Source organism: Microbacterium sp. LEMMJ01 (assembly GCF_002114135.1).
Lineage (GTDB): Bacteria > Actinomycetota > Actinomycetes > Actinomycetales > Microbacteriaceae > Microbacterium.
In genome coordinates, this window is record NZ_NCTV01000021.1 from 202299 (window position 1) to 219111 (window position 16813).

General features: G+C 71.1%; 12 protein-coding genes. 11 read left to right on the forward strand and 1 reads right to left on the reverse strand.

The window, feature by feature from the left end; genetic code table 11:
* The first annotated feature begins 6 nt into the window (after nucleotides 1-6).
* Genes B7W94_RS06080 through treZ form a run of 4 tightly spaced genes read left to right on the forward strand, consistent with a single transcriptional unit; the run spans nucleotide 7 to nucleotide 6546 of the window.
* Nucleotides 7-291, forward strand: a complete 285-nt coding sequence (locus tag B7W94_RS06080; protein WP_025102837.1) for a hypothetical protein — start codon at nucleotides 7-9, stop codon at nucleotides 289-291.
* The gene (gene glgX / locus B7W94_RS06085; protein WP_062765861.1) at nucleotides 288-2462 is read left to right on the forward strand and encodes a glycogen debranching protein GlgX; all 2175 of its coding nucleotides are present in this window, start codon (nucleotides 288-290) and stop codon (nucleotides 2460-2462) included. Before B7W94_RS06080 ends, glgX begins: the two co-directional genes overlap by 4 nt.
* Entirely contained in the window at nucleotides 2459-4807 is a 2349-nt protein-coding gene (gene treY, locus B7W94_RS06090) for a malto-oligosyltrehalose synthase (protein WP_085605281.1), read from the forward strand. Before glgX ends, treY begins: the two co-directional genes overlap by 4 nt.
* A complete protein-coding gene (gene treZ, locus B7W94_RS06095; RefSeq protein WP_085605283.1) occupies nucleotides 4804-6546 on the forward strand; it encodes a malto-oligosyltrehalose trehalohydrolase in 1743 nt (580 codons plus the stop codon). The genes treY and treZ overlap by 4 nt, the downstream gene beginning before the upstream one ends.
* Before the next feature lie 88 nt (nucleotides 6547-6634).
* On the opposite strand, the gene B7W94_RS06100 is transcribed toward treZ, so the two are convergent.
* Nucleotides 6635-8062, reverse strand: a complete 1428-nt coding sequence (locus B7W94_RS06100) for a CCA tRNA nucleotidyltransferase (RefSeq protein WP_085605285.1) — start codon at nucleotides 8060-8062, stop codon at nucleotides 6635-6637.
* Nucleotides 8063-8305: 243 nt separating this feature from the next.
* Here B7W94_RS06100 and B7W94_RS06105 point away from each other — a divergent pair, with 243 nt between their 5' ends.
* From B7W94_RS06105 to B7W94_RS06135, 7 genes are all read left to right on the forward strand, one after another.
* Nucleotides 8306-10867 carry a fibronectin type III domain-containing protein gene (locus tag B7W94_RS06105; protein ID WP_085605371.1) on the forward strand — a complete coding sequence of 854 codons (2562 nt, stop codon included), beginning with the start codon at nucleotides 8306-8308 and terminating at the stop codon, nucleotides 10865-10867.
* Nucleotides 10868-11009: 142 nt separating this feature from the next.
* A complete protein-coding gene (locus tag B7W94_RS06110; RefSeq protein ID WP_025102843.1) occupies nucleotides 11010-12035 on the forward strand; it encodes an Lrp/AsnC family transcriptional regulator in 1026 nt (341 codons plus the stop codon).
* A gap of 115 nt (nucleotides 12036-12150) precedes the next feature.
* Entirely contained in the window at nucleotides 12151-13641 is a 1491-nt protein-coding gene (locus B7W94_RS06115) for an aldehyde dehydrogenase family protein (protein ID WP_025102844.1), read from the forward strand.
* Complete coding sequence (locus B7W94_RS06120; protein ID WP_161973055.1) at nucleotides 13638-14396, forward strand: gamma-glutamyl-gamma-aminobutyrate hydrolase family protein; 759 nt, start codon at nucleotides 13638-13640, stop codon at nucleotides 14394-14396. Before B7W94_RS06115 ends, B7W94_RS06120 begins: the two co-directional genes overlap by 4 nt.
* Entirely contained in the window at nucleotides 14393-14863 is a 471-nt protein-coding gene (locus B7W94_RS06125; RefSeq protein WP_025102846.1) for a DUF3830 family protein, read from the forward strand. The genes B7W94_RS06120 and B7W94_RS06125 overlap by 4 nt, the downstream gene beginning before the upstream one ends.
* 42 nt (nucleotides 14864-14905) lie before the next feature.
* A complete protein-coding gene (locus B7W94_RS06130; RefSeq protein ID WP_085605288.1) occupies nucleotides 14906-15988 on the forward strand; it encodes an ABC transporter substrate-binding protein in 1083 nt (360 codons plus the stop codon).
* The gene (locus B7W94_RS06135) at nucleotides 15985-16812 is read left to right on the forward strand and encodes an ABC transporter permease (RefSeq protein WP_060921346.1); all 828 of its coding nucleotides are present in this window, start codon (nucleotides 15985-15987) and stop codon (nucleotides 16810-16812) included. The genes B7W94_RS06130 and B7W94_RS06135 overlap by 4 nt, the downstream gene beginning before the upstream one ends.
* Nucleotide 16813 lies beyond the last annotated feature (1 nt).

Genomic DNA, 16813 nt, shown 5'->3' on the forward strand with positions numbered 1-16813 from the left:
GGCGCCATGAACGTCCACACCCCCACCAGCACTGGCTCCTCGCAGCGCGCCGACGCGGCCCACCCCGCCGCGATCGAGCCGGCCTGCGAGCGGATCGACTTCGACCGGTACGTCGTCGCACACGACGCCCCTGTCGGGTACATCGAGGTCGTGCCGCCGCTCTATGTCTGCTACCTCGGACACCCGTATCCTCGGGCTGTGGAGATCGCTCAGGTGTACGACTACGACCATGCCGTCAGCATCGTCAGTGCCATGGCCGCGGGTTCGCGCGACCACGCCCTCGCCGGATGAGCCGCGAGGTCTGGCCCGGGTCCGCCTACCCGCTGGGGGCCACCTTCGACGGGCAGGGCACCAACTTCGCCCTCTTCAGCGAGGGCGCGGAGCGCGTGGAGCTCTGCCTCTTCGACGCGGACGGCACGGAGACGCGCGTGCCCCTCACGGAGGTGGACGCCTTCGTCTGGCACGGCTACCTGCCCACGGTTCAGCCGGGACAGCGCTACGGCTACCGGGTGCACGGCCCCTACGACCCGGCCCAGGGGCAGCGGTTCAACCCGAACAAGCTGCTCCTCGACCCGTACGCCAAAGCCGTCGCCGGCGAGATCGACTGGGGTCAGTCCCTGTTCGGCTACGACTTCGGCGACCCTGACTCCCGCAACGACGACGATTCCGCGGGCGCGATGGCGAAGGGCGTCGTCGTCAGCCCGTTCTTCGAGTGGGGCGGCGACCGGCCGCTGAAGACGCCGTACGCCGAGACCGTCATCTACGAGGCCCATGTGAAGGGGCTCACCCAGCGGCATCCCGAGGTGCCGGAGGAGTTGCGGGGGACCTACGCCGGCATCGCGCATCCGGCGGTCGTCGAGCACCTCCAGCGTCTCGGCGTCACCGCCCTGGAGCTGATGCCCGTGCACCAGTTCGTCAACGACTCGGTGCTGCAGGACAAGGGCCTGTCGAACTACTGGGGCTACAACACCCTCGGCTTCTTCGCCCCGCACAACGCCTATGCCGCCGGCGGCCAGGACGGTCAGCAGGTGCAGGAGTTCCGTGCCATGGTGCGCGCGCTCCACGAGGCCGGCATCGAGGTCATCCTCGACGTGGTCTACAACCACACGGCGGAGGGCAACCACCTCGGTCCGACGCTCTCGATGCGCGGGATCGACAACGAGGCGTACTACCGGCTCGAAGAGGACAAGCGGTACTACACGGACTACACCGGCACGGGCAACAGCCTGAACGCGGGCAACCCGCACGCCCTGCAACTGCTCATGGACTCGCTGCGGTACTGGGTGACCGAGATGCACGTCGACGGCTTCCGCTTCGACCTCGCGGCGACCCTCGCCCGCGAGTTCTACGACGTCGACCGCCTCGCGGCCTTCTTCGAGCTCGTGCAGCAGGATCCGATCGTCTCCCAGGTGAAGCTCATCGCCGAGCCGTGGGACATCGGACCCGGCGGCTATCAGGTGGGCAACTTCCCGCCGCAGTGGACGGAGTGGAACGGCAAGTACCGCGACACCGTGCGCGACTTCTGGCGCGGGGAGCCGCAGGCCCTCGGCGAGTTCGCCTCGCGCCTCACCGGCTCCGCCGACCTGTACGAGCACTCCGGCCGACGACCCGTCGCCTCCATCAACTTCGTGACCGCGCACGACGGCTTCACGCTGCGCGACCTCGTCTCCTACAACGAGAAGCACAACGAGGACAACGGCGAGGACAACAACGACGGCGAATCCCACAACCGCTCCGACAACATGGGCGCGGAGGGACCGACCGACGACATCGACATCAACCGGCGGCGCGCGCGTCAGCAGCGGAACTTCCTCGCGACGCTGCTGCTCTCGCAGGGCGTGCCGATGATCTCCCACGGCGACGAGCTCGGCCGCACGCAGCACGGCAACAACAACGGCTACGCGCAGGACAACGAGCTCACCTGGATCGACTGGGAGGCGGCCGACCTGCCGCTCGTGGAGTTCACGGCGGCGGTCGCACGGCTCCGGCACGACCATCCGACCTTCCGCCGCAGCCGCTTCTTCGACGGACGCCCGGTCGCGGACGAGGACGGCGAGCGCATCCCCGACGTCGTGTGGCTGCGACCGGACGGCGCCCGCATGACCCCGGAGGACTGGGACTCCGGCTTCGGCCGCTCTGTCGGCATGTTCCTCAACGGCCGCGGGATCCGCGAGAACGACCGGCGAGGGCGACCCGTGGAGGACGTGAACTTCCTCGTCTACTTCAACAGCGGCGACGAGCCCGTCGACCTCGCCCTGCCGGACGATCGCCACGGTGCGGAATGGCTCGTCGCAGTGGACACCGCCGGCGAGCTGGGCGACCGGAACCTCCGCGCCCGCGACACCGTGCCGCTCGAGGGCAAGGCCATGCTCGTGCTGCAGGAGATCGACGGCGAGCCGGTCGACACCGACGACTCCGTCGACGCCTCGCTCCGCGCGCAGAGCGAACAGGCCGCCTCATGACCGACAGGCCGCTGTCGACCTATCGCCTCCAGATCAGCGGCAGCTTCCCCCTCGAAGCGGCGGCCGATGTGGTCGGCTACCTCGCCGAGCTCGGCGCGTCCTGGGCGTATCTGTCGCCGCTGCTGGCGGCGACGCCGGGTTCGAACCACGGCTACGACGTGGTCGACCACGCGCGCATCGATCCGGACCGAGGGGGCGAGGACGGTCTCGTCCGGTTCGCCTCGGCGGCGCGCACGGCCGGCCTCGGCATCCTCGCCGACATCGTCCCCAACCATGTGGGCGTCGCGGTGCCGCGGCAGAACCCGTGGTGGTGGGAGGTGCTGCGACTCGGCCGGAAGACCCGTCATGCCGCCGCCTTCGACATCGACTGGGACGCCGGCGGCGGACGGCTCCTGCTCCCGCTGCTGGGCGCGAGCCCGGAGGAGGTCGTCGCGAACGGCGAACTCGACGTCGACACCACCCCGGCCGCCGATGCGCCGGACGGGGTGCTGCGCTACTTCGAGCACGAGCTGCCGCTCGCCCCCGGCACCGCGGCGCTGGCCGACGACCTCCCGGCACTCCTGGCGGCCCAGAACTACGAGCTGCGATTCTGGGAGGACCAGAACACCGATCTCACGTATCGCCGATTCTTCGCGGTCTCCGAACTCGCCGGCATCCGGGTGGAGCGTCCCGACGTCTTCGCGGAGTCGCATCGGGAGATCCTCCGCTGGCTCCGGACCGGACTCGCGGACGGGCTGCGGGTGGATCATCCGGACGGCCTCGTCGACCCCGGTGCGTATCTGGAGCAGCTCGCCGACGCGACCGGGCGCGCGTACACGCTCGTGGAGAAGATCCTGGAGCCCGGCGAGGCCCTCCCGGCCTGGTGGCGCACCGACGGCACGACCGGCTACGACGCGCTGGCCGAGCTCGACCGCCTGTTCGTCGACGCGGAGGGTGTCGCGGCGCTGGACCGGCTGGACGCCCGGCTCCGCGCGGAGACCGGCCTCCCGGACGCGCTCCCCTGGCACGACCTCATCCACGACACGAAGCGGATGATCGCCGACACGCTCCTGGCCGCGGAGGTGCGCCGCCTGGTCCGCACGCTCCCCCACGGTATCGTGCACGCCGACGACGCCCTCGCCGAGCTCCTCGCCTGCTTCCCCGTGTACCGCTCCTATCTCCCCGAAGGTCGCGAGCACCTGTGCGCCGCCTTCGCGGAGGCCCTGCGTCGACGCCCCGACCTCTCCGCCGCCTTCGCGGCGCTCGAACCGCTCCTGGTCGACCCCTCGCTCGAGGTCGCGCAGCGGTTCCCGCAGGTGAGCGGCGCCGTGATGGCGAAGGGCGTGGAGGACACCGCGTTCTACCGGTTCACCCGCCTCGGGACGCTGACCGAGGTCGGCGCCGATCCGTCGATCCCCGCCCTGTCGGTCGAGGAGTTCCACGACGCGCAGCGGGCACGACTGGCCGCCTGGCCGCACTCGATGACGACGCTCTCCACGCACGACACGAAGCGCTCGGAGGACGTGCGGGCACGCCTGTCCGTGCTCTCGGAGATCCCGGAGCGGTGGGGCGAGGTGCTGGCGGAGCTGCGCGCCGTCGCGACCACCGGACACGGTCCCCTCGACGCGCTGATCTGGCAGGCCGCCGTCGGAGCCTGGCCGCTGCCCTCCGACCGGCTCCTCGCCTATGCCACCAAGGCCGCGCGCGAGGCCGCCGAGCGGACCACCTGGCAGCATCCGGACGCGGCCTTCGAGGAGGGTCTGGCCGCGATCGCGCGATCCGTGGAGGGCGACGCCGCGCCGATCCTCGACCGGTTCGTGGCGGAGATCGTCGATGCGGGCCGTTCGAACTCCCTCTCCGCCAAGCTGTTGCAGCTCACCGGTCCCGGCGTGCCCGACGTCTACCAGGGCACCGAGCTGTGGGACCTCTCGCTCGTCGACCCCGACAACCGTCGACCCGTGGACTTCGCTCTGCGCGCCCGGATGCTGCGGGAGCTCGACGCGGACCACGCCCGCGGTGTGCTCCCGCCCATCGACGACTCCGGTGCCGCGAAGCTGCTGGTGACCTCGCGGGCCCTGCGACTGCGGCGGGACAACCCGGAGCTGTTCCGCTTCTACCGGCCGGCCGTCGTCGAGGGCGCGGCCGCCGACCACGCCGTCGCCGTGCACCGCGGCGGCGCGACCGCCGTGGCCACGCGGCTGCCGGTGACGCTGGCGCGCCGCGGCGGCTGGGGCGACACCGTCCTGATGCGCCCGGAGCTGCCGGGGACGGATCTCCTCACCGGTCGGCGGATCCCGCCCGGACCGGTGCGGCTGGCGGAACTGCTCGACACGTATCCGGTCGCGCTGATCGAGCTGGCCCGATGATCTCGGTGTGGGCGCCGCGGGCGAGGCGTGTGCGGGTGCGACGCCTCGACGCCGCGGGCGCGACCGTGGAGGAGCGGGAACTCACGGCGACCACTGAGGGGCACTGGACCGCCGACCTCGTCCTCGCGGACGGCGAGCGCTACGGGTTCCTGCTCGACGACGGCGACGACCTGCGTCCGGACCCTCGGTCGCGGCGGCAACCGGACGGCGTGCACGGCGCCTCGGCGGCGTTCGACCCCGCGGCCTTCGCCTGGACCGACGCCTCCTGGACCGGACGGCAGCTCGCGGGCGGGCTGATCTACGAGCTGCACCTCGGCACCTTCACGCCGGAGGGCACGCTGGACGCGGCGATCGGCCGCCTGGCGCATCTCGTCGACCTCGGCGTCACCCACGTCGAGCTGCTGCCCGTCAACGCCTTCAACGGCGCCTGGAATTGGGGGTACGACGGCGTGCTCTGGTACGCGGTGCAGGAGGAGTACGGCGGTCCCGCGGCGTACCAGCGGTTCGTCGACGCCGCCCACGCGCACGGGCTCGCCGTCGTGCAGGACGTGGTCTACAACCACCTCGGTCCGAGCGGGAACTACCTCCCCCTCTTCGGTCCGTACCTGCGCGAGGGCGAGAGCAACACGTGGGGCGACTCGGTGAACCTCGACGAGGACGCGGTGCGGGAGTACATCCTCGACAACGCCCTGATGTGGCTGCGCGACTTCCACGTCGACGGGCTCCGCCTCGACGCCGTGCACGCCCTGCACGACCGGCGGCCCGTGCACCTGCTGCGGGAGCTCTCCGAACGGGTGGACGCCCTCTCCGCGCAGCAGAATCGGCCGCTGACCCTCATCGCCGAGTCCGACCTCAACGACCCGACGCTCATCCTGCCGCGGGAAGCCGGGGGCTACGGACTCACGGCGCAGTGGTCGGACGACTGGCACCACGCCGTGCACGTCGCACTCACCGGGGAGACCGCCGGGTACTACGCCGACTTCGCCGCAGCCGAGGCGGTGGCCAAGGTGACCAAGGGCGGGTTCTTCCACGACGGCACCTTCTCGTCCTTCCGCGACCGTCCGCACGGGTCCCCGATCCCGGCCGAGGTGCCGAGCTGGCGGCTGGTGACCTTCGCGCAGGATCACGACCAGATCGGGAACCGCGCGGCCGGGGACCGGCTCTCCGCCACCCTGTCCCCCGATCGGCTCGCGGTGGCCGCCGTCCTCACGCTGACGGCCCCGGGCACCCCGATGCTCTTCATGGGCGAGGAGTGGGGCGCGACGACACCGTGGCAGTTCTTCACCGCCCACCCCGAGCCCGAACTCGGCCGCGCGGTCGCCGAGGGTCGCACGGCGGAGTTCGCCCGCATGGGCTGGGATCCGGATGCGGTGCCCGACCCGCAGGATCCCGACACCTTCCGTCGCTCGCACCTCGACTGGGCGGAGGCCGAGGCGCCGGTGAACGCCCGGCTCCTGGCGCTGTACCGCGACCTCGCGCGACTGCGGCGAGCGCGACCGGAGCTCACCGACCCGGACTCCGCGCACACGACGGTCGAGGTCCGGGAGACGGACGGCCGCCCCGAGCACCGCGTCTACCGCATCGATCGCGGAGGAGTGTCGGTGCTCGTGAACCTCTCCCCCACCCCCGCAACGTTCGCGGTGCCCTCGACGGCCGAACTCCTCCTCACAACCGCCCCCGCGTCGAGCACCCCCACGCTCCTGACTCTCCCCCCGGACGCCGCCGCCATCATCAACTGAGGTCGACCCACCCCTCTGCGGTCGGCCCGGCCCTTTACGTGCGGGCGCAGGGGGCCGGGAGGCACGCAAGGGGGTGGGTCGGCAGAAGTCAGCCGCGCGAAGCCCACCACTCGCGGAGACGCTGCTCCGCGACGTCGTCGCCCAGGACGCCCTCATCGAGGCGCAGATCGAGGAGGAACCGGTACGCCTCGCCGACCTCCCGGCCCGGAGAGATGCCGAGGACCTCCTGGATGCGGTTGCCGTCGAGCTCCGGACGGATCGCGTCGAGCTCCTCCTGCTCGCGAAGAGCCGCGATCCGGGACTCGATGTCGTCGTAGGCGGCGGCGAGCCGCGCGGCCTTGCGCTTGTTCCGCGTGGTGACGTCGGCGCGCGTGAGGATGTGCAGCCGCTCCAGCAGGTCCCCGGCATCGCGGACGTAGCGACGCACGGCGGCATCCGTCCACGCCCCCTCCGCATAGCCGAAGAACCGCAGATGCAGCTCGATCAGGGTCGCGACGGCGTCCGTGGTCGCCGAGTCGAAGCGCAGGGCCTGCAGCCGCTTGCGGGCCATCCGGGCGCCGACGACGTCGTGGTGGTGGAAGGTCACCGCGCCACCCGGCTCGAGCTTGCGCGTGCGGGGCTTGCCGATGTCGTGGAGCAGAGCCGCGATCCGCAGCGGCACGTCCGGAGCGGCCCCGGGGTTCCTGGCGTGCTCGAGCGCGATGGCCTGACGGAGCACCGTGAGCGAGTGCTCGTAGACGTCCTTGTGGTGGTGGTGCTCGTCGACCTCGAGCTTGAGGGCGCTGACCTCGGGGAGGAACTCCTCGATGAGTCCGGTCTCCACCAGCACCCGGATGCCGCGGACGGGGTCGTCGGTCTGCATGAGGCGCACGAGCTCGGACTGCACGCGCTCCGGGCTCACGATCGTCAGGGTCTCGCGGAGCTCGGTGATCGCCCGCTCCGTGTCCTCCTCCACCGTGAAGCCGAGCTGCGCGCTGAACCGGGCGGCGCGCAGCATCCGGAGCGGGTCGTCGCCGAACGACACCCGGGGATCCGCGGGTGTCCGCAGCACGCCCGCCACGAGGTCCTCGACCCCGCCGGTCGGGTCGACGAGCTTCACCGCGGGCACCTGGAGGGCCATCGCGTTGACCGTGAAGTCGCGGCGGACGAGGTCGCCGTCGATCGAGTCGCCGAACTCCACGGTGGGCTTGCGCGTCACGCCGTCGTAGCTGTCGGCGCGATAGGTGGTGATCTCGACCTGCTCGCCCCGCACCCGGGCGCCGATGGTCCCGAAGGCCCGGCCGATGTCCCAGTGCGCGGAGGCGACCGGCTTCACGATCGCGAGGATCTCGTCCGGCGAGGCGCTCGTCGTGAAGTCGAGGTCGTGCGTCTCGCGGCCGAGCAGCGCATCGCGGACCGGACCGCCGACGACGGCGAGCTCGAAACCGGCTTCGTCGAAGGCCTCCGCGAGGGTACGGACGACGGGATTCTCGGCGAGCGCGCCGAGACGGGCGAGGCCGTCGGCCATGTTGAGCATGGGTTCCAGCGTACCGGCCCGCTTTCCACCCCTTCCGGACCGGGCACGACTTCGGAGCCTCCGGCCGACGCGCCGGCTCCGAGCCGGTACCCCGGCGTGTCTCGGGCGATCTCCGAAGCGGTGCCCGCCCGCGAGCGCGTTCACCTCCCCGTCGCCTCGATGTCAGACCGCGGTCATCCGGCTCCGCTGGGCTGGGGGCGCCCCGTGCGGCTGAGCACGGACACCCACCCACGAAGGACAGACATGACCTCCCCCACCCCTGCGGTGCGGTGGCGGCGTCGCGGACTGACGTCCGTCGCGCTGCTCGCCGTGCTCGGCGGCGCCGTCGTCGCCCCCGCGGCCCTCGCCGCGCCCGACCCCGAGGTGCCCACCGGATCGCTCGTCACCGGCGACACCCCCTGGCATTACCTCGACGACGGCTCCGACCCGTCCCCTGCCCCGGCCGCGCTGCGCGATTGGACCCTGCCGGCCTACGACGACAGCGGGTGGAAGACCGCACCGGGCTCGTTCGGCGCCAAGGGCGGGAAGCTCGCCCCCGTCGGCCCGCAGACGCCGAAGACGCTCCTCAACCACTACCTCGACGGCACCGCGGCCCCGACCGTGCCCACCTACTTCTTTCGGACGACGTTCGAACTCGAAGCCGGCGTCGCCGAGCAGGTCGCCGCTCTGCAGAGCACCATCACCTACGATGACGCCATCATCGTCTGGATCAACGGCGAGGAAGTCGCCCGCTACGTCGACGGCCGCATCACCGACACCACCAACGTCGAGTATGCCGGCGACTCCAACGGTGACCCGCTCACCAGCACGTTCAGCGCCGAGGGCGACCTGCTCCGTGACGGCACGAACACGATCGCCGTGTCGCTGTTCCAGGACCGCGCGTCCAGCTCCGACATCTACTTCGACATGTCGTCGCTCACCCTCGTGAAGGCCTCCGACCCCGGCACGCCCGTGGTCGCCCCGCCGACCCGCGTCATCCTCACCCCGACAGAGAAGCCGGAGGTGTCGCAGTCGTTCTCCTGGCTCGCCGGCGACGCCTCGCACACGGTCGGCCAGGTCGAGATCGGCCTCGCGACCGGTGGTGCCACCCGCACGGTCGACGCGTACGACGCCGGTGTCGTGAACGGCAACCCGAACAAGCACTTCTCGGCCACGGTCACCGACCTCACCCCCGCCACGGCGTACCGCTACCGGGTGGGTCTCCCCGGGAGCTGGAGCGACTGGTACGAGTTCCGCACCGCCGACCCGAAGGCGAACGACTTCCAGTTCATCTACTACGGCGACGCCCAGATCGGTCTCGACACCACATGGCCGAGCGTCGTGAAGCAGGCCGAGGCACACGCTCCTCGCTCGATCGGCTCCGTGCACGCCGGCGACCTCATCAACACCTCCAGCAACGAGAACGAGTGGCTGAACTGGTTCCAAGGCATGAAGGACTCGGCGGTCCGCACCAACGTCATGGCCGCCCCCGGCAACCACGAGTACTCGGGCGACAAGCTGCTCACGGCGTGGAAGGCCGCGTTCGAGTACCCGCACAACAACCCGTCGACGAGCTCGATCGGCGAGCTGGCGAACCTCGCGAAGGGCGACTCCGAGGTCGCGCAGCAGTACCGCGCGTTCTTCGACCACTGGAGCTCGTTCGCCGCCGAGACCGCGTACTACACCGACTACCAGGGCGTCCGTTTCATCACCCTGAACGCGACCCGCGACACGACCTTCCTCACCCCGGCCGGGCTCCCGTCCTGCACGGGGGCGGAGTGCCCGTCGTCCCAGATCGGCACCCTGTGGACGCGCTTCCAGGCCGCCTGGCTCGACCTGCTGCTGCAGAACAGCCCGTCGAAGTGGAACGTCGTCACGTTCCACCAGCCGGTCTTCTCGGCCTCGGCCGGTCGTGACGAGCCGGTGCTCCGCGCCGAGTGGCTGCCCGTCTTCCAGCGCAACGACATCGATCTCGTGCTCATGGGCCACGACCACACGTACGCCCGCGGCTACGTGAACACGGATGCGACCGAGACTCCGGGCCTCACCACCGGTCCGGTCTACGTCGTGTCGAACTCCGGCGCGAAGCACTACGACCTGGAGACCCCGGAGAAGAACGTCTGGACCAACAACGGCGCCACCCAGGTGCTGCGCGGTCAGGGCGTGACGACGTACCAGGTGATCGACGTCTCGAAGAACCAGCTCGTCTATCGGTCGTACCTCGCCGAGAAGCAGCCGGACGCCACGACCGACCTCCCCGTCGGCGCCGTCTACGACACGTTCACGGTGACCAAGTCGGATGCCGGTGAGAAGTGGGTCACCGAGGCCGGTGTCACTCCGCCGGTCACGGAGGAGCCGGAGCCGGAGAAGCCCGCGGCGGTCGAGCTGGGCGCGTCCTCGGTCGCGGCCGGCGGCACGCTCGCGGTGTCCGGAAGCGGCTTCGCGGCCGGCGCGGAGCTCGCCCTCGAGCTGCGGTCCGACCCGGTCGCGCTCGGTACGGTCACGGTCGCGGCCGACGGCACGTTCTCGCGCACCGTCACCATCCCCGCGGCCACCCCGGCGGGGACGCACACCCTCGCCGTGATCCTCCCCGACGGCACCGAAGTGACGGCCTCCCTCACCGTGACCGCAGCGGCTGACGGCGGTGCGATCGCCCCCGGTGAGAGCGACTCGGGCGGCGCGACCGACGGCGACCTCGCGACGACCGGTGCGGACAGCACGCCGTTCGTCATCGGCGCCATCGTGCTGCTCGCCGCCGGCCTCGGCCTGTTCGCGCTGCGTCGCCGTCGTGCGACCGCGGTCGTCGAGACGACGGACGCCGGGTAACCCGGTCGTCTGTCCCTCCGCGGGCGCCGCCGGTCCTCCGGCGGCGCCCGTGCCGTCTCTCCCGGCTCTCGCCTCGGACCATGCACCGGTCCCCTCCGGGTCTGGGATAACCTTCACGTGCCCGACCCGCGAAGGAGAACCCGTGCCCGCGAACGATGCCCTGGCCGATGAGACCGATCGGATCGTCGCGGCGGCCCTGCAGGTGAACGGCCGCGCGTCCTGGGGCGAGATCGCCCGCGTGGTCGACCTCCCGGAGCGGACGGTCGCCCGCCGCGGACAGCGTCTCCTGGACCGCGGGCTCGTGCGCGTCTCGACCTACGTCGACCCCGCGCGCGTGCTCCATGCGCGCGCCGTCCTGTTCCGGATCACGACCGAACCGCATGCGCTCTGGCACGTCGCCCGCACCCTCGCCCGTCGTGCCGACGCGTCGTCCGTGTCGGTCCTCGAGGGCAGCAGCGACATCGCCGGCATGCTCCTCCCCCACGACGACGCATCGATCCGCGAGCTGCTCTTCACCGACTTCCCCGAGGTGGAGGGCATCGCGTCGATCAACGTCACCACGGTGCTGAAGTTCTTCCGCTCCGGACACGACTGGCGGGTGGGCGTGCTGTCCGACGAGCAGGTGCGCATGCTGGACGAGTCCTCGGGATCCGAGGTCGACCCGGCGGACGCCTTGAGCGAGGACGAGGAAGCGCTGATCCGGCTCCTGCTGAAGGACGGACGGATGCCCGTGGCACAGCTCGCCCGCGCGCTCGGACTGAACGTCACCACGACGCGTCGACGGATGGAGTCCCTCAACCGCCGCGGTCTCATGCACCCCCGCACGGAGATCGTCCCGAGCCTCTTCGGCCTCGGGCTGGAGGCACTCGTGTGGCTGCGGGTGCCGATGGATCGGCTGGAGAAGGTGGGATCCGCCCTCGCCGCCGCCCCCGAGGTGAAGTTCATCGTCGCGACGACCGGCACGTCGCAGCTCCTCATGAACGTGCTCGTGCGCGACGCGGACGAGTTCTACGACTTCCTCACCGGTCCCGCAGTGGCGGGCCACGACGGGCTGGAGGTCGTGGAGTCGCTCGTCGTCATCACGCCGGTGCTCCGCGGGTCGCTGATCGTGGACGAGGCGCCGGCGGCGCTGGCGCAGGACATGCCGACGGGAGCCATCCGCTTGTAGGCCGATTCTGTTACGGACGTGTAAAGAAATGGCGGAATCGTTCGCATTGCCTTGACGCAATGGCGAAATAGAGCGAGTATCCCTTCCAGGGCCTTCACCCCTGGAGAGGACGACCGTGTTCACGGCAACTGGAGACGACTGGGCGGACCGCGCGGCGGCGCTGTCGCTGCACACCCGCATGTTCATCGACGGCTCCTGGGAGGACGGGGCCGCCGAGCCCCTCGCACCGATCAGCCCCCGCGACGGCCGGGCACTGCCTCCGATCGCGGCCGCCTCCGCCGCCGACATCGACCGCGCGGTCCGCTCCGCCCGTGCCGCGTTCGACGCGGGCGTCTGGTCGCGCATCGCCCCCCGGGAGCGCGGCCAGCTGCTGATCGCCTTCGCGCAGAAGATCCACGACAACGCCGAAGAACTCGCCCTCACCATCTCCCTCGAGATGGGCAAGCCCGTGCGCGAGGCGCTGCAGACCGAACTCCGCGCGGTCGTGAACTGCTTCCGCTGGTACGGCGAGGCCGCAGACAAGGTGCTCGACGAGCTCCCCGTCACCGCCCCGAACAGCCTCGCGCTCGTCACCCGCGAACCGGCCGGCGTCGTCGCCGCGGTCGTGCCGTGGAACTTCCCGCTCACGATGACGGCCTGGAAGCTCGCCCCCGCTCTCGCCGTCGGCAACAGCGTCGTCCTCAAGCCCGCCGAGCACACCACCTTCTCGGCCCTGCGCCTGGCCGAGCTCGCCCACGAGGCCGGCCTCCCGGCCGGCGTGCTGAACGTCACCCCCGGCGCCGGCCACGTCGCCGGCCGCGCACTCGGCGAGCACCCCGATGTCGACGTCGTCACGTTCACGGGCTCGCCCGAGGTCGGCCGCCGGTTCCTCGGATACGCCGCGGCGTCGAACGGCAAGCGCGTGTGGCCGGAGCTCGGCGGCAAGACGGCGAGCCTCGTGCTCCCGGACGCCGATCTGGAGCGGGCGGTCCGGGCCACGGCCGACGGCTGCTTCTACAACCAGGGGCAGATGTGCACGGCCTCGTCCCGGCTGCTCGTCCCCCGCGCGCACTACGACAGGGCCCTGGAGATCGCCGCCGAGGTCGCCCGCACGAGCCTTCCCGCAGACCCGTTCGACGTGTCCACGTCGATGGGGGCGATCGTCAGCGAGAAGCAGCTCGCCGGGATCGCCGGGTTCGTCGAGCGCGCGGAGGCCGACGGCGCCGAGCTCGCGGCCGGCAGCACCGAACGGTTCTCCGCCGTCGACGGCGGCAGCTACTTCGCCCCCGTCGTGCTCGGCGTGACCCCCGCGCACGAGGTGGCGCAGCGCGAGGTCTTCGGCCCCGTGCTGTCGGTCATCGCGTACGACGACGTCGAGGACGCCCTCGCCATCGCCAACGGCACCGAGTACGGCCTCGCCGCCGCGCTGTGGAGCACCGACCTCAACGCCGTGCACACCCTCTCCCGCCGGCTGCGGGCGGGTGTCGTCTGGGTCAACTGCTTCGAGGAGGGCGACATGACCATCCCCTTCGGCGGGGTCAAGGGCTCCGGCTTCGGGCGCGACAAGAGTCTGCACGCGATGGAGAAGTTCACCGACCTGAAGACCACGTGGATCGAGCTGTCGTGACCCGCCCGCTCATCGGCATCACCACCTGGCGCCGCGCCATCGACACCGACCTCGGCACGGGCCGCCCCGCGCACAGCCTCGGCACCGAGTACGCCACGCCGATCGAGGCCGCCGGCGGCGCCGTCGTGCTGCTGCCGCCGACCGCCGGTGTCGACGAGGTCCTCGATCGGCTCGACGGGCTGGTGCTCTCCGGCGGGGAGGATCTGCACCCCTCGCACTACGGCGCCGAGCCCCAGGACGGGAAGTCGTACGACTCGGCCCGCGACGGCTACGAGATCGCGCTCGCCCTTGGTGCCCGGGAACGCGGCCTGCCGGTGCTGGCGATCTGCCGCGGGCTCCAGGTCTGCACCGTCGCGTTCGGCGGCTCCCTCATCGTCGACATCCCCGCCACGGCCGACCATCACCCGGTGCGAGGAGCAGACGAGCAGCTCTCCGCCCGGCACGCCGTCGCGTTCGCGGAGGACAGCAGGCTCGCCGCGCTCTACGGGACGACGACGCGGACCGTCAACACCATCCACCACCAGTCCGTCGACACCCCGGCCCCCGGGCTGCGCCCCGTCGCCTGGGCTCCTGACGGCATCGTCGAAGCCGTCGAGTCGGACGACGACTGGGCCTTCTGGGCGGTGCAGTGGCACCCCGAGAAGATGACAGCCCCCGAAGAGGCCGCCGAGGAGCGCCCGCTGTTCGCGGCGTTCGTCGCGGCCGCCCGTGAACGCGCAGCGGAACCGTCCGCTGGCCAGAAAGGAACACGATGACCAAGCAGGTCTTCCTCGAGTACGAGAACGGCGTCCGCGCCGTCGCCACCCTGTTCGAGGACCTCGCTCCTCGCACGTGCGAGGCGATGTGGGGCGCGCTGGAGAAGCCGGTCACCATGCAGGCGATGCACGCGATGTACGCCGGACCCGAGGTCATGGTCGGTCTTCCCGAGGAGGCCCAGAACTTCGACCCCGAGGCCGTGCCCGCGGAGAACCAGCAGGTCGTGCCCGCACCGGGTGACCTGCAGTGGTACTGGCAGCGCCCCATGCAGATGGGCGGACTGCCGTTCGAGTGGTACGAGATCGGAGTCTTCTACGATCGTGGTGCCCGTATTCTCGGCCCCCTCGGATGGACACCGGTCAACATCTGGGCCGGCATCACCGAAGGACTCGCGGAGTTCGCTCAGGAGAGCGCCGCGATCCGCATCGACGGAGCGAAGCAGCTCACCATCGGACGCCTGGTCTAGGCGTCCACCCCCCGTGCTGGACCCATCCCGAAGGAGCAGTGCATGAACACCCGCAGAATCCTCACCGCCGGCGCGCTCGTCGCCACCGGTGCCCTCGCCCTCGCCGGCTGCGCGTCCGGCGACGGCGAGTCCTCGTCCGGTGGTGACAAGGAGTTCGCCGGCGAGACCCTGGTCGTCACGTCGTTCGGCGGAGACTGGGAGAAGGCCTTCATCGAGGCCGTCGTCGACCCGTTCGAGGAGGAGACCGGAGCGAAGGTCGAGCTGATCACCCTGTACAGCGCCGACGCCCTCGCCCAGGTCACCGCCCAGAAGGCGAGCCCGCAGATCGATGTCGTGCACTTCTCCGGCGGACAGGAGTTCACCGCCGCGGAGCAGGGCCTCATCGCCCCGATCGCCGCCGACGACCTGTCCGCGTCGGGGGACCTCATCGACATCGCGACCGCCGGCCTCGAGCGTGGGGAGGGTCCGGTCATCCAGCTCGCGCCCATCGGGCTCGTCTACAACACCGAGGCCGACGCCCCGGCGCCGACGTCCTGGGAAGACCTCTTCGACGACGCCTACGCCGGTCACGTCGCCCTGACGGACTTCTCGAACACCTACGGGGTGCTGTCGATGCTCCGCGTGGCCGACGCGCTCGGGGGTGGCATCGAGGACCCGTCCGCGGCCATCGCCGACCTCGGGGCGCTGGCGTCCTCGGGCGACGCGATCGTCGTCCCCACCTCGCCGGACCTGCAGACCGCCTTCGCCCAGCGCGGCACCTGGCTGGCCCCGTACGCGATGGACTACGCGGGCACCCTGCAGGACGCGGGTCTCCCCGTCGAGTTCATCGTCCCGGAGGAGGGCGCCACCGCGTCGCTCATCACGGCGAACGTCGTCGAGGGTCGGGACAACCCCGAGCTGGCGACGCTCTTCATCGACTACGAGCTGCGCCCCGAAGCGCAGGCCGTCTTCGCGGAGAACATGCGCTACTCCCCCGTCAACACGAAGGCCGAGCTGTCGGACGAGGCGGCCGAGGCCGTGCTCACCGGCGACGAGCTCGACGACGTCGTGGTCTACGCCCCGGGCGACATCGCCGCGTCGCGTCAGGCGTGGACCGATGAGTGGAATGCGCTGATCACCAAATGAGCGTCCGAACCCGTAAGGAGCCCTGGCTCCTGCTCCTGCCGGCGATCGTGCTGCTCGCGCTCGCCTTCGTCACCCCGGTGGCCGGCATGCTGCTCATGAGCGTGCAATCGCCGGCAGGCGGGTTCACCCTCGACAACTTCACCCGCTTGTTCGCGAGCGAGTATCACCTCCAGGCGGCGCTGCGATCGCTCCGCCTGGGGGTGATCCAGACGGTGATCACCCTCGTCATCGCCGTCCCGCTGTCGTACATCATGGCGCGCGCCGGCTCGAAGGTGCGCTCCTTCCTCCTCATCGTGGTGATCCTGCCGCTGATGACGAGCGTCGTCGTCCGCACCTTCGGCTGGGTGGTGCTCATGGGGCCGTCCGGCCTGATGATGCAGATCCCCGGCGCGGAGTTCCTCGTCGGCGGCACGCAGGGATTCCTCGGTACCGAGACCGGCGTCGTGATCGCGATGGTGCAGGTGCTGCTGCCGTTCGCCGTGCTCAGCATCCTCGGCGTCATCTCCGGCATCCGTCCGCAGCTGGAGGAGGCCTCTCGCACCCTCGGCGCCGGATTCTGGCGCACGCTGCGGCACGTCGTGCTGCCGCTGTCGGTGCCCGGCATCGTCGCCGGCGCCTCCCTGGTGTTCGTGCTCTCGGTGAGCTCCTTCATCACCCCCCGCTTCATCGGCGGCTCGCAGATCCCCGTGTTCGCACAGACGATCTACGTCGACGCGACCACCAACCTCGACTGGGCGTTCGCGGCGGCGCAGGCCGTGCTGCTGTTCGCGGGCGTGATGCTCGTGCTCGCGGCCACCTCCCGGCTCGGGAAGCAGAAGGTGTGAC

Excerpts from the sequence above, each read along its gene's own strand:
- B7W94_RS06100 (WP_085605285.1), bottom strand. The coding sequence starts at position 8,062 with ATGCTCAACATGGCCGACGGCCTCGCCCGTCTCGGCGCGCTCGCCGAG.
- B7W94_RS06135 (WP_060921346.1), top strand. The coding sequence starts at position 15,985 with ATGAGCGTCCGAACCCGTAAGGAGCCCTGGCTCCTGCTCCTGCCGGCG.
- B7W94_RS06130 (WP_085605288.1), top strand. The coding sequence starts at position 14,906 with ATGAACACCCGCAGAATCCTCACCGCCGGCGCGCTCGTCGCCACCGGT.
- B7W94_RS06125 (WP_025102846.1), top strand. The coding sequence starts at position 14,393 with ATGACCAAGCAGGTCTTCCTCGAGTACGAGAACGGCGTCCGCGCCGTC.
- treZ (WP_085605283.1), top strand. The coding sequence starts at position 4,804 with ATGATCTCGGTGTGGGCGCCGCGGGCGAGGCGTGTGCGGGTGCGACGC.
- glgX (WP_062765861.1), top strand. The coding sequence starts at position 288 with ATGAGCCGCGAGGTCTGGCCCGGGTCCGCCTACCCGCTGGGGGCCACC.
- B7W94_RS06080 (WP_025102837.1), top strand. The coding sequence starts at position 7 with ATGAACGTCCACACCCCCACCAGCACTGGCTCCTCGCAGCGCGCCGAC.
- treY (WP_085605281.1), top strand. The coding sequence starts at position 2,459 with ATGACCGACAGGCCGCTGTCGACCTATCGCCTCCAGATCAGCGGCAGC.
- B7W94_RS06105 (WP_085605371.1), top strand. The coding sequence starts at position 8,306 with ATGACCTCCCCCACCCCTGCGGTGCGGTGGCGGCGTCGCGGACTGACG.